Annotated in this window: 14 protein-coding genes; 9 read left to right on the top strand and 5 right to left on the bottom strand. The window is 27.9% G+C overall.

Annotated features, from left to right (window positions below; all coding sequences use genetic code 11):
• Window positions 1-21: 21 nt before the first annotated feature.
• Both panC and panB read right to left on the bottom strand, forming a co-directional pair.
• Entirely contained in the window at window positions 22-879 is an 858-nt protein-coding gene (gene panC, locus CLPA_RS15665) for a pantoate--beta-alanine ligase (protein WP_003446724.1), read from the bottom strand.
• 82 nt (window positions 880-961) lie between these two features.
• On the bottom strand, window positions 962-1789 hold the full coding sequence (panB, locus tag CLPA_RS15660; RefSeq protein ID WP_003446722.1) for a 3-methyl-2-oxobutanoate hydroxymethyltransferase: 828 nt from the start codon (window positions 1787-1789) through the stop codon (window positions 962-964).
• Between the two features lie 614 nt (window positions 1790-2403).
• Here panB and CLPA_RS15655 point away from each other — a divergent pair.
• Window positions 2404-2955: a manganese efflux pump MntP gene (locus tag CLPA_RS15655; RefSeq protein WP_003446720.1), complete on the top strand. Its 552-nt coding sequence runs from the start codon at window positions 2404-2406 to the stop codon at window positions 2953-2955.
• A gap of 118 nt (window positions 2956-3073) precedes the next feature.
• Window positions 3074-3511, top strand: a complete 438-nt coding sequence (locus tag CLPA_RS15650) for a Fur family transcriptional regulator (protein ID WP_003446718.1) — start codon at window positions 3074-3076, stop codon at window positions 3509-3511.
• A gap of 4 nt (window positions 3512-3515) precedes the next feature.
• Here the strand turns inward: CLPA_RS15650 and CLPA_RS15645 are convergent, their stop codons facing one another.
• On the bottom strand, window positions 3516-3875 hold the full coding sequence (locus CLPA_RS15645; RefSeq protein WP_003446716.1) for a hypothetical protein: 360 nt from the start codon (window positions 3873-3875) through the stop codon (window positions 3516-3518).
• 103 nt (window positions 3876-3978) lie between these two features.
• On the opposite strand from CLPA_RS15645, the gene CLPA_RS15640 reads away from it, so the two are divergent.
• The 4 genes from CLPA_RS15640 (at window position 3979) to CLPA_RS15625 (ending at window position 8577) form a co-directional block, all read left to right on the top strand.
• A complete protein-coding gene (locus CLPA_RS15640) occupies window positions 3979-4377 on the top strand; it encodes a DUF6762 family protein (protein WP_003446714.1) in 399 nt (132 codons plus the stop codon).
• 67 nt (window positions 4378-4444) lie between these two features.
• Window positions 4445-6244 carry an oligoendopeptidase F gene (gene pepF, locus CLPA_RS15635; protein WP_003446712.1) on the top strand — a complete coding sequence of 600 codons (1800 nt, stop codon included), beginning with the start codon at window positions 4445-4447 and terminating at the stop codon, window positions 6242-6244.
• A gap of 260 nt (window positions 6245-6504) precedes the next feature.
• Window positions 6505-7566: an HD-GYP domain-containing protein gene (locus CLPA_RS15630; RefSeq protein ID WP_003446710.1), complete on the top strand. Its 1062-nt coding sequence runs from the start codon at window positions 6505-6507 to the stop codon at window positions 7564-7566.
• A gap of 33 nt (window positions 7567-7599) precedes the next feature.
• On the top strand, window positions 7600-8577 hold the full coding sequence (locus CLPA_RS15625) for a rhomboid family intramembrane serine protease (RefSeq protein ID WP_003446708.1): 978 nt from the start codon (window positions 7600-7602) through the stop codon (window positions 8575-8577).
• 108 nt (window positions 8578-8685) lie between these two features.
• Here the strand turns inward: CLPA_RS15625 and CLPA_RS15620 are convergent, their stop codons facing one another.
• Window positions 8686-10425: an ATP-dependent metallopeptidase FtsH/Yme1/Tma family protein gene (locus CLPA_RS15620; protein ID WP_003446706.1), complete on the bottom strand. Its 1740-nt coding sequence runs from the start codon at window positions 10423-10425 to the stop codon at window positions 8686-8688.
• A 285-nt stretch (window positions 10426-10710) separates the two neighbouring features.
• On the opposite strand from CLPA_RS15620, the gene CLPA_RS15615 reads away from it, so the two are divergent.
• On the top strand, window positions 10711-11265 hold the full coding sequence (locus CLPA_RS15615) for a rubrerythrin family protein (RefSeq protein WP_003446704.1): 555 nt from the start codon (window positions 10711-10713) through the stop codon (window positions 11263-11265).
• 361 nt (window positions 11266-11626) lie between these two features.
• A complete protein-coding gene (mscL, locus tag CLPA_RS15610) occupies window positions 11627-12076 on the top strand; it encodes a large-conductance mechanosensitive channel protein MscL (RefSeq protein WP_003446703.1) in 450 nt (149 codons plus the stop codon).
• A gap of 164 nt (window positions 12077-12240) precedes the next feature.
• Here the strand turns inward: mscL and CLPA_RS15605 are convergent, their stop codons facing one another.
• A complete protein-coding gene (locus CLPA_RS15605; RefSeq protein ID WP_003446701.1) occupies window positions 12241-12525 on the bottom strand; it encodes a glutaredoxin family protein in 285 nt (94 codons plus the stop codon).
• A gap of 355 nt (window positions 12526-12880) precedes the next feature.
• Here CLPA_RS15605 and rpiB point away from each other — a divergent pair, with 355 nt between their 5' ends.
• Window positions 12881-13351, top strand: coding sequence for a ribose 5-phosphate isomerase B (gene rpiB / locus CLPA_RS15600; protein ID WP_003446699.1), 471 nt, complete (start codon window positions 12881-12883; stop codon window positions 13349-13351).
• Window positions 13352-13799: the final 448 nt, after the last annotated feature.

The raw sequence follows: 13799 nt of genomic DNA, 5'->3' as shown, positions 1-13799 counted from the left end.
GTTTTATCCTCCATAGTAGTATTATTTATTATCATTAGTATTCCAAGTGAAATTATCTATAAGTCTTGTTTTACCTATATATACAGCTATAGCAACTAAAATAGATGAACTTATTTTACAAACAGGTTTTAAATCTATACTATCTACTATTTCGATATAGTCAATTTTGGCAAGGGGTTCACTATTTATTTTTTCAGATATAACGTGAGTTAATTTAGAAGCGTGAACTTCTCCATTTTCTAAAGCTTTTTTAGCTAACTTAAGACTTTCATTTAGAACAAGGGCAGCTTTTCTTTCACTGTCAGAAAGATAAGTATTTCTTGAACTCTTTGCCAGTCCATCTTCTTCCCTTACAATAGGGCAGCCTATTATATCTATATCAAAATTAAGATCACGAACCATTCTTTTTATAACGGCTAATTGCTGTGCATCTTTTTCTCCAAAATAGGCTTTATCTGGAGTAACTATGTTAAATAACTTTGAAACTACAGTACATACCCCTTGGAAGTGAATAGGACGTTTAGAACCGCACAAACCATTTGTAAGCTCTCCAACAGTTACTGAGGTAACTGCGTTATCAAAGTACATTTCTTCAGGAGCAGGATTGAAAATTAAATTGGTTCCTGCATTTTCACAGACTTTTTTATCCCTATCTAAGTTTCTGGGATAGGTATCTAAATCTTCCGTCGGACCAAACTGAATTGGATTTACAAATATACTTACCACTACTTTGTCATTTTCAGAGGCAGCTTTTTTTATTAAACTCTCGTGACCTTCATGAAGAAAACCCATAGTAGGTACAAGACCTATTGTAAAACCACTTTTTTCCCATTCTTTTATTATATTTTTTGTTTCTTGGATAGTTTGTACAAATTCCATTTTAAACATCCTTTCTCAGGTATATTTTTTTGAATATTACATGAAATAAATTAGTCTATTTTAATAGCAATTATTATTAAGTCTAATATAGTTTACTTAGCACTTTATCATTCATTTTAAAACTATGCTCATCGTCAGGGAAAACAGAATTTTTAACCTCATGAATGTATGTTTTAAAGGCAGAAGCCATAGAATCCCCTACATCAGCGTAGGATTTAACAAATTTAGGCTTGAAATCTGGGAACATACTGATCATATCTTGGTATACAAGAATTTGTCCATCGCAGTATTTTCCAGCACCAATACCTATAGTTGGTATCGATACAGAATTTGTTATTATTTCTGCTAGTTTAGAAGGAATCCCCTCTAGTACTATTGAAAAAACTCCTGAATCTTCTAAAATTTTAGCATCCTCTATAATCTTTTTAGCATCTTCATCTGCTTTACCTTGAACTTTAAATCCACCAAAAATATTTACAGATTGAGGTGTTAAACCTATGTGACCCATTACCGGAATTTGTGCTTTTACAATTGCTTTAATTTGTTCCTGTACTGAAGCTCCACCTTCAAGCTTAACAGCTTCGGCATTTCCCTCTTGGATAAGTCTCCCAGCATTTTTTATAGCATCATACACAGAGGTTTGATAGGACATGAAAGGCATATCACTAACTAATAATGCATTATTAGTACCTCTTGCCACAGCTTTAGTGTGATGAATCATATCTTCCATAGTTACACTTAGAGTATCTTTGTATCCTAAACACACCATTCCTAAAGAATCTCCAACTAAAATTCCATCTATGCCAGAATTATCTATAATTTTTGCTGTAGAGTAATCATAGGCTGTAAGCATTGCCAATTTTTCTCCCTTTTGTTTTGCAGCTACAAAAGTTGAAGAAGTATTTTTCATAATATATACCTCCAAAAAATTATTTTTTAATATTGAGAAAGTAATAATCTATGCGTTGTTAAAAAATATCAATAATGAAAAATTTATATGTAGATTAAACGGCATACAATTTCTATTAAGGATCTTAAAAATACATAAAATTTAATAGGAAAAATAACACACATAGTACAGGATAGAATATCCCAAAATGCCTGAAAAGTGTTAATGTGTGAAAAAGACCGCAAAAGGGTTATAGAATTTAGTATAAATCTAATTATTTAAAATCCTAAAATTAATTAGGACTAATCTCTTTTTAGCTGTCTCATTCAGAGGATATGAGCAGAAAGTTTAAAATTAATAACACTTTTGGTGCAGTTCTTTAAGATACTACCCGAAAATATTTTAACACAAAAAATTTCTTTATTCAATTTAAAAAATTATGTTAAAAATTAATAAATTAATATAAATTACGTGAATAATAAATATACTTATAGTAAAATTAAAAATTCTATGTATTAAATATTTTGTTACTTATATTTTTTAATTTAATAAAGTAAATAACTAATAAAAATATAATAATAAACTTTGTATATAAAGTTCAACTTATATTTTTAAATGCTTACAGGAGGAGTTTCATGGATATTTATTCTTTATTTTTAGTTGCATTAGCATTGTCACTGGATGCTTTTGGAGTAGCTATAAGTATAGGTATGTGTAATTGTATGGCAAGAAGACATAAAATTAGATTTTGTTTTTCATTTGGATTTTTTCAATTCCTATTTTCTTTTATGGGTGCCTATGCAGGAATTTTATTTAATACATATATTGCTGCAGTGCCTCAATTAATAGGAGGTATGGTTATTTCTGCAGTAGGAATATTTATGATAAAGGAGGGGTTCGAAAAAAAATCAGATACATTGTTATTAGATCCTAAAATGTATATTGTGCTTGGTGCATCGGTAAGTATAGATGCTTTAGTAGTAGGCTTTACTGTTTTTAACAATATATTAAATCACGCTGTAATAATATATCAGACTTTGTTTATAGGTTTTGTAAGTGGAAGTATATCCTGCATAGGATTTATTATTTCAAGATATCTTAGAAAAATTAATATAATTACCAAATATGCTGATTTTGTAGGAGGTATAATCCTTACACTATTCGGACTAAAAATGATTTTCTTTTAAAATAGCATATATAGAAATTTGTGGGCAAGCATTAATAATTACCTATTTAAATGTGCCTAATATACCAATAATGAGTAATTGTGATATAATAAAAATAAAAATTATGTAAGGTGATACTATGGATTATGAGGCTTTACTTAAAGAAAAAAAAATTAAAGTTACTTTAGGAAGAGTAGTTATACTTGAGATTATAGATAAGTACTCAGAGGCTATAAGTGCAGATAATATATACGAACAATGCAGGGATAAGGGTCATAATGTGGATTTATCTACGGTTTATAGAAGTTTAGATTTATTTGAACGTAAAGGTATAATTGAAAAATTTAATTTAGGTGATGGAAAATGTAATTATAAAATTAAAGGGCACAAGCATAAACATGTAATTGAATGTAGTCTCTGTCATAAAGAAGTTGAAATAGAGTGCCCTATGCTTCCTGTAGAGGAATTAATAAAAAATAAAACAGGATTTGTTCTTATAGAACATGAGCTTAAGATGAAAGCTCTTTGTCAAGAGTGTGTAAATCGTTGTGAGAAAAATAAAAAGAATAAAGTGTGATTTATTAATGATTTTCATTTAAAAATTGAACATCAGACAGCGGAATTACTTTTTTTACGTGCCAAATCCCACTGTTGTCTTTTGACATTTTTAGCTTATAACATGTGGTATTGGCAGAGGTTTTATTTTTTATGCCCATTATATTTATAATGGCATTATTTGAATCAGAAAATATTAAATAAGAGTGTTGTATGTCATATAATTTATATTTATTTAAAATTCCCGTAGTTAAATATTCATTTACAGCAAAATTTATATCTTTACCCTCTGTATGAGACGTATTAATTCTAACTATAATTAAAATAATTATGGTTATTATAATACCAAGTATGTATACTCTTTTTACTTTAGTTATTTTTTTCATAATGAAATTTCCTCCAATCTATAAAAATTACTTTTTATGTAAATAAATTATAATATATTTGGGTATATTTGTAAATATAGATACCGCTGAAAGGAATGATAAAATGAATTTTTCTTCTTTAGTTCTAATGGAGAAAGACAAAGAAAACAAGTTCTTTACAAGAGAAATTGGTAGTTATAAAGTTAGTGATGGAGCTGAATATATAACAAAAATGTACTATGACGGTAATTTGGTAAATGTCTTTTTTGATACAAAAAAAGATGTGGAAGAATGGGAATATACAGCTATATTTGACTGTTTTGATTATGAAAGTTTTAGTGAAAAAGGATATAATATAGAAGATGTAGATGATGAATATAATCCTACTTGGTTAGTGAAATTTGAATTTTTACCTCAGCATGAGGAGATGGAAAAAAGATTAAATGAACTTTGTGATTTAATATTAGAGAAAATTTACAAAGTGTTTGAAGATATAAAGAATAAAAAAGAAAAATATGAATAGGACATATTATGATATAGTAATACTAAAATTATAAATATTTGATAAATATTAAAAAGGGGAGAATTATATGGAAGAAATAAAGAGAACTAAGACAAGAGATGAAATAGATGAAAAGTATAAATGGAGAATAGATAAGGTATATAAAGATACAGATGCCTGGGAGAAGGATTTCAGTAGACTTAAAGAATTTTCCCCTAAGATAACCGTTCTCAGTGGAAAACTTAGTGATGGAGATAAACTTTTAGAATTTTATAAATTAGATGAAGAAGCTTCAAGAATACTTGAAAAGTTATTTATTTATGCTCATCAGAGATCAGATGAAGATACAACAAATACTACTTTCCAAATATTAAAGAGTAGAATAGATGCTTATCTTTCAGAATTTAAAAGTGCTGCAGCTTTTTTTGTTCCTGAGCTTTTATCAATACCAGAGGAACATATTAATAAGGAAGTTGAGAAGATTCCTGAACTTAAGCTCTATGATTTTGCATTAAAGGATATATTAAAAACAAAGCCACATGTGCTTTCAAAAAGTGAAGAAGAACTTTTAGCTGCGGTTTCTGATTGCCTAGAAGCTCCAGGAAATATATTTAGTATGCTTTCAAATGCAGATATAACTTTTCCTAAAGTTATAGATGAATATGGAAATGAAGTTGAACTTACGGAAGTAAAATACAGTAACTTTATAAAATCTAAAAACAGAGAAGTTAGAAAAAATGCCTTTAATGCATTATTTAATACTTATGGTAATTATAAGAATACTTTTGCACAGACTTTATCTTCATCAATTAAAAATTTTGTATTTGGATCAAAGGTGAGACATTATAAAAATTCTATGGAGTATAGTCTTAAACCTAATGATATACCATTAAATGTATATGACAATGTAATTGAAACTGTAAACAACAATCTAAAATCATCCTTGCATAGATATGTAGATATAAAAAAGAAATTACTGAAATTAGATGAAATCCACATGTATGATTTGTATGTTCCTCTAGTAGATACACCTAAAGAACATATTGAATTTGAGAAAGCTGTAGAAATTGCTAAAGAAGGCTTAAAGCCTCTTGGAAAAGAATATTTAGATATATTTGATAGTGGAATAAAAGATGGATGGATTGATGTCTTTGAAAACAAAGGTAAAAGAGGCGGAGCCTATTCCTTTGGATGTTATGATTCTATGCCTTATGTGCTGCTTAATTATAATTATGAAATAAATGATGTATCTACTCTGGTACATGAAATGGGGCATTCCATCCATTCGTATTATTCAAGGAGAACTCAACCATTTATATATGCCAGCTATACACTATTTTGTGCTGAAGTAGCTTCTACAACTAATGAGTGTCTTCTTATAAATCACCTTATAAATACAGAAAAGGATAAAAATAAAAAACTGTATTTTATTAATCAGCAGCTGGAGCAAATTAGAACCACTGTGTTTAGACAGGTTATGTTTGCTGAATTTGAAAAGATAACTCATGAAAGTATAGAAAATGGTAAGCCTCTTTCTGGAGAAGATTTCTGCAGTATATGGCATGCTTTAAATGTGAAATATTTTGGCCCTAACATGATAGTAGATAAAGAAATAGATATGGAATGGGCAAGAATTCCTCATTTCTATAGTGATTTTTATGTATATCAATATGCTACAGGTTATTCTGCTGCCAATTCTTTTTCTAATATGATATTAAAAGAAGGAGAAAAAGCAGTAAAAAAATACAAGGAATTTTTAAAGAGCGGCGGAAGTGATTATCCAATAAATATACTAAAGAAAGGTGGAGTTGATATGACAACGCCTAAACCTTTAGAGGACACTATAGAAACCTTTAACAGATTACTTGATATGCTGGAAAATAATTAACAGTATGTATATTTAAAAAACTGTATCACATTTATATATTGTGATACAGCCCTGTTACGTTTGATACTTATATTATATTTATTTTCCTTATAAATTATAATATTTTTGTAAATTAAATTTAAAAAAATACGAAAATAATATTGTAGGTGAAAAATATAAATATAATATTATTAGAATTAATATTAAATGGTTCAGAATAATTTGTAAATATCCACTTATATTTTGTAATTCTGAAGTTTTTAGTATTATATGAGGTACTTATGAGATTAGAATTCATGGATAGAGTTAAAGAAGATGATATTCTTGGTAGAAATATATATACTAATGATGGAAATATATTATTACGTGCAGGCATAAAACTAAATCCATTATATATAGAAAAATTGAAAAAAATAGGAATTTTGTACATATATGTAGAAGACAGCAGGTTAGATGATGTGGAAGAAGAAGATAAACAACTATTAGAATTAAAAAATACAACTATGAGAAATATGTCACAAATAGTAAGAAATATTTGTGCAAATGGTAATCAAAAGGAAACAAAAAATTCTTTGAGGATGGTTGAGGATCTTATTGACTATATAATAGAAATGAGAGATGTGAATAAATTTTTATATAATATTCAATCTTATGACAATTATACCTATGGGCATTCTATAGATACAGGTATAATGTCAACGTTTTTAGGGGAAAAAATGAATCTTAAGGAAACTGAATTAAAAGATTTAGGTATAGGGGCTGTACTTCATGATATTGGAAAGACAAGAGTTCCTATAGCTATAATAAATAAAAAGGGTTCTTTGACTCATGAAGAATATGATGAAATAAAAAAGCATCCTATTTATGGAAAAGAGATTTTAAAAAATAATTTTAAAATTTCTAATGATGTTATTAAAAGTATTGTTGAACATCATGAAAGAGTGGATGGTATGGGTTATCCTTATGGTTTAAAAGGCCATCAAATCTCTAAATTTGGCAAAATTGTCTGTATATGTGATGTTTATGATTCTGTAATGAATAATAGATGTTATAGGGAAAAGTTTGCACCTAATGATGCTTATGAACTGATTTTAGCAGGAAGTGGAACTATATTTGACGATAAAATTGTAGAAAATTTTAAAAAGACTTTTTCTGTTTATCCACTAGGATCTTGTGTAAAATTATCTAATGGTATAGAAGGCTATGTAATAAAACAAAACCCTGGATTCCCAGATAAGCCCATTATTAGAGTGCTATATGATTCTGTTACGAAAAAAAGCGTACAGTTCTATGAAATTGACTTGGTAAAAAATATAAATGTTATAATAGATAATATAGTGTAAACTAAATACTTTACTATATTATAGGAGAGCGTTATGGATAAATACATAAAAAGTATAATTGAAAGTTTATGTGAATATTACAACTATAGAATTACTGAGGTGAGTAGTGATAGTAATAAAGAGGCATTTTGGGCAGCTGTAAAAACAGAAGTTTATCCTAAAAAGATGTTTGTATTTTTTAAAAGCGATAATGTAAAAGATATAGATAAAATTATAGATAGCAATATAAAAATTGAAAATGATTATATTGATATAGTTAAAATAATTGTTACAAAACAAAATATAAATATTTCTGGGATAGTTAGCAGAAGCAATGAAAACATTTTAATTATTAATTCTTTAAATAATGAAACTATATATGCTTCTAATGACACATATAGTAAAGCTTTTGAAATTATAAATATATTAAACTTTTTTAGGCAGAATAAAAAAGATTACAAAAATTCTATAGTAACTTATATTATAATAGGAATTAATATAGCTGTATATCTACTTTCAGGAGTTTTATCCCGAAACTTATTTAACATAGATATAAATGTTTTAGATATTCTAGGTGCTAAAGATAATTATTTAATAAATAATGGAGAATATTATAGATTATTTACTTGTATGTTTTTGCATAGTGGTATTTTGCATATAGCCTCTAATATGTATGCTCTCTACAGTATAGGAGGTTTAGCGGAAAGTATTTATGGGAGAAAAAAATATATTATCATATATATATTATCAGGAATAATAGCATCCACAGCTAGTTATGTATTCAGTAATGGAATATCAGTAGGTGCTTCAGGTGCTATATTTGGAGTACTTGGAGGAGTTCTTGTTATATCTCATAAATTAAAACATAGAATAGGCTCAGGGCTTTTTAAAAATATAATTTTTATTATAATTTTGAATTTATTCATATCTTTTACAATACCTAATATAGATATATCAGCACATGCTGGAGGACTTGTAGCAGGTATAATAATATCTTGGCTTCTATTTCCTAAAAATGAGGAATCAATATAGTTATAAAGTATAACATATAAAAATAACGGATATGAAATTTAACTATTAATATAAATTTCATGGCCGTTATTAAAATGTTTTAAATTTATATATTTGTATTACAAAAATTTACTTTACTATATTAAGTAAATCAGCTTCGTTTAGAGTTTCTTTGTCTAAAAGTTCTGATGCTAGTTTGTCCAAAATATCTTTATTTAAAAGTAGAACATTTTTTGTTTCGTTATATAGAGAATTGATGATATTTTTACATTCATTAACTATATCGTTTCCTGGATTATAGTTAATATTAGATAGTTCGGATAGATTAAGGAGCCCAAGAGTTTCTCCCATTCCGTATTGAGTTACCATATTTGTAACTAGTCGTGTACTTTCTTTAAAGTCATTATATGCGCCAGTAGTTATGAAGTCTTTGCCAAAGATTATATCTTCAGCAGCTCTTCCAGCAAGAAGTACCATTATTCTTTTCATTATATAGTCTTTATTTTGATATAACTTGTCCTCTGGTATGCTGAGAGTATATCCGCCAGCGCCTTTCGTACTTGGTATTATTGTTACCTTGGAAACTTTTTCGCCTGGCAATGTTTTTAATGATACTAATGCATGTCCAGATTCGTGAAAAGCAGTTATGGATTTATCTTTATCACTGATATTTGAACGATTAATTTTTTCATAACCAGCTATTACAATAGAGTATGCTTTGTCAAAGTGTATATTTTCTATAAATTTGCTGTTAGATTTACAGGCCAGTATAGCTGCTTCATTTACAAGGTTTTCTAATTTTGCACCAGAGAAGTAGGAAGTTTTACGAGCTAAATCATCTATGTTTACTCCTGCTACTGGCTTGTTTTTTAAATGTAGGCTTAATATTTCTTTTCTGGCATTTAAATCAGGTAAGACTATTTCTATATGTCTGTCAAACCTTCCAGGTCTCAACAAAGCTGAATCAAGCATATCCAATCTGTTGGTAGCTGCCATAACTATTATACCTTCTTTTTCATTAAATCCAGACATTTCTGTTAATAATGCATTAAGAGTTTGATCTCTTTCGTCAGAACCTCCAGCCTTACTAGAATCTCTTTTTTTACCTATGGCATCTATCTCATCTATAAATATTACTGCCTTTCCATGAGCTCTTGCTTTTTTAAATAGCTGTCTAACTCTACTTGCTCCAACACCTACATATACTTGAATGAAATCTGAACCAGACATGGCATAAAAAGGTACACCGGCTTCTCCAGCTACAGCTTTGGCTAAAAGTGTCTTACCAGTTCCTGGTTCTCCATAGAGTATTATACCCTTTGGCATGCGTGCACCATAGGAATTATATTTTTCAGGATTTTTTAGAAAATCTACTACGTCCTTTACGCTTTCTTTAGCTTCCTCATTTCCTGCCACATTTTTAAAATTAAATCCTATATCCTCTACTGCATCTGTAGAAAGTGCATCCACAGAGAATAAGCTTTTAGAAGCAACATTACTTGATTTTATAAGCATAACAATTATTGTAACTATTGATAGAGACAATACAGATACAGGGGCAACATCTCTGTTATAAGAAAGAGATTTTTCAGAAACTTTTACACCTTTACCCAGTAAATCTGCTTTAAATGTATCTGTTCTTGGATTATCTGTTTTATATATAGTTCCATCTTTTAATTTTACGTCTATATTAGGTGAATTTGTAAGAGATACTTGTGAGACTTTATGACTTGCCAAATCTTTTTCAAAATCCAAATACAATTTATCTTTAATGCTTCCGCTGGAAAGGTTAAAGATAATCAGTAATACCAATGATATAGCTGCTGTAATTAATGGTATCAGCAAATATTTATTTTTAAGTTTATACATTCACATACCTCCTAAGAAGTAGATTAAAATCTGCTTTTTTTAGTTTACATAATATATTATACAGAGTTTTTTATAAAAGTCTAATGGAAAATTTTTATGATGTTTTACAATTTAACCTGTAAGGGAAATAATGAAAAGTAGAAAATATAGATACTATTATGGTATAATTAGGTATATTATTAAAGCATAAGTTTAATAATATATTTTGAGATATGAGATGTATTTAAATAGATAATTAATTTTATTTATTTTTTATGTCTAAATAATGAGAGGATGTGTTTTATTATGGCATTAAACAATGCAATGACTGCGGACTTTTTACGTTCTGCTTATGGTGGCGAAAGTATGGCTCATATGAGATATCTTATATGGGGAGATCAGGCAGAAAAAGATGGGTATCCTAATATAGGAAGACTTTTTAAAGGTGTAGCTTATGCAGAATTAGTTCATGCCAGCAATCATTTTACTGTGCTCAAGGAACAAGTAGGGGATAGTTCTGTTGCTGCTGGAGCTGTATTTGGCAAAACAGATATAGTTGAGAATCTTCAGGGAGCTATAAATGGGGAACTTCATGAAGTAGATCAAATGTATCCAGTGTATCTTGAAACTGCAAAATTTCAAAATGAAAAAGATGCACAGAGATCTTTCCATTTTGCATTGGAAGCAGAAAAGATTCATGCTAAGCTATTTAAAGATGCACAAGATAAGGCAAAGACAAAAACTGATATTGGTTCTGAAGAAATTTATGTCTGCCCAATTTGCGGATATACTGAAATTGGTGATAATGTTGAAAAATGCCCAGTTTGTGGTGCTAAGAAAGACATATTTAAAAGTTTTTAAAAACATATGATTTGTTTTTATACCTATTTTAAAAGTAAATTGTAGAAAGAATTATGTACTTAGATATAGTTATGTTTTTGTATCTATAATATCAATTGTTATAAGTTAGTTTTGTATGTATTTATATAATAAAAGGTAATACCTTAAGAGATAAGTATTTTTATCTATAGGTACTGCCTTTTATTTTTATTGCTAGTTATCTGTTTTTGTGTGGATAATTTTTACAGTGATTTTTACATGAATAATATTTATAATGTAAATGAACAGATTGCGTTGGAGACTTACGCCAAGTTAGTCAGGTTAAAAATGTTTAATTATAAAATTATATATCTAAAATGGAATAAAGAAAGGAAGTGTTCATATGTGGAAAGATTTTAAAAAGTTTGCTCTAAAGGGTAATGTAATTGATTTGGCAGTAGCTGTAATAATAGGTGGTGCTTTTGGGAAAATAGTTACATCCTTGGTGAATGACATCATTATGCCACCGCTTGGATTAATTTTAGGAAAAGTTGATTTTAGTGAATTTTATATTAATTTAAGCTCAAATACATACAAATCATTAACGGAAGCAAAAGCAGCGGGAGCACCTACTATAAATTATGGAATGTTCTTAAATAACATAATCCAATTTTTAATAGTAGCGTTTTCTATTTTTATTGTAATAAAGCAGCTGGATAGATTTAAGAAAAAGGAAGAAAAAGCTGAAACAGAAAAAGAGTGTCCTTACTGCTTTACTAAGATAAATATTAAGGCTGTACGATGTCCAAATTGCACATCAGTGTTAGAGGATTATCAAAATGAATTGGATTAAAATGAACAAATCTTTATTAAATCTCAGAATGGTTTTATTTCTTTATTAAAAAATAATTATTTTTGTTATAAAAGAGTTAGAAAGCTGTCTCACTATGAATAGATATCTATAGCGAGACAGCTGATTTTATTTTATGTTCTAATATGATAAATTTTTATACGTAGTTAAAAAATACTGGTTTTCTCATTAGAAGCACAGGCCCTATCAAATACATTTTTGACAATTTCTTTAGTAGGAACACCTTCATGTACTTTGAAATTTCCAACATAATAAGTTGGCACATAATAATAGTCATATTTCTTTGAAATTTCTGGATGAAGTTCTTCATCAATTATTTTAATCTCTATATCTTGATATTTTGGATTTTCTTGTTTTAAAGCATTCATAAAGGAAAAAGCTTGTTTACAATAAGGACACCAACTGGTTACAAACATAGTTACAGGTTTCATTATTATCACCACCTATTTTTATAAATTCATATGTTAGTATGCTGTGAAGTAAATAAATATATTTAGTAATTATAGTAGTTTTAGATTAAATTATTCAAAATATATTATTGTAATTACTACATTTAATTATACATTATTTATCTATAATATAGTTAAAGTTTGTTTATATAATAATATCATATTAATTTTATATTATCAATAATTATTATTAGATAGTAATATTTAATAATAATTATTGATAGAGATTGTTATAATGTTGCAAAAAAATATTAAAATAAGTGATATAATAAATTTTATAAAATATTTTTAAAATTAAACTTAAATTTATCTTCTTAAGAAAGGAATGATTATAATTATGAAAATTGCAATGGGAAATGACCATGCTGGATTTGATTTAAAGGAAGAAATAAAGGCCGTTTTAGAAAGTCAAGGACATGAAGTAATAGATTTTGGAACTCACAGTAAGGATTCCTGTGATCTGCCAGATTTTATTTATCCTGCAGCTTTAGCAGTAGGTAAAGGAGAGGCTGATCGTGGAATATTTGTAGATGGAGTTGGATATGGAAGTGCATTAATTGCAAACAGAATATATGGAGTAAATGCAGTAGTCTGTCAGGATCCATTTTGTGCAAAATTAGCACGTCAGCATACTGATAGTAATGTACTTTGTATTGGAGGCAAAATAATAGGTTCCGCCATAGCTCTTGATATTGTAGATGTATGGATGAAGACTGAATTCTTTACTGGAATTGAAAAATATGAAAAACGTGTACAGAAAGTAAATGAGATAACAGAAAGACATTTAAAGAAATTATCTGAAATATAATCATCAATTTGAATTTCATTTATTTTCTTACTATCTAGTTGTTAAGTTCATTAAATTTTCCAATTAGATTTTTTACATAACTCCCTTTACATGTATATGTAAGGGGATTATGTAGTTTTGTTCACAAAATATTATTAATTAGGTTAATTAATAGTTACAATATGGAAAAAAAACTGTAACATTAAATTGATACCATTAAAATATGAAGATTACCCCCTTCATTAGATGTATAGATTTTATATGTAGAGAGCATTAGTAGAGAAATACTAATGCTCTTTGTGCTGTGTACATTTTATTATGCTTTATTACAAATTTGTAAGATAGCAGATTTATTTGTAAGTTAATGGATATGGTATTGAATGTAGAGGACAGATATAATTTAGATATGGTGATTACCGGTGATAAATAAAACAGTGGTTATTAAGGCATTAAAGGACAATAAAAATTA

The organism is Clostridium pasteurianum DSM 525 = ATCC 6013 (assembly GCF_000807255.1).
GTDB classification, from domain to species: domain Bacteria; phylum Bacillota; class Clostridia; order Clostridiales; family Clostridiaceae; genus Clostridium_I; species Clostridium_I pasteurianum.
This window is presented reverse-complemented; position numbering and strand designations above follow the sequence as displayed.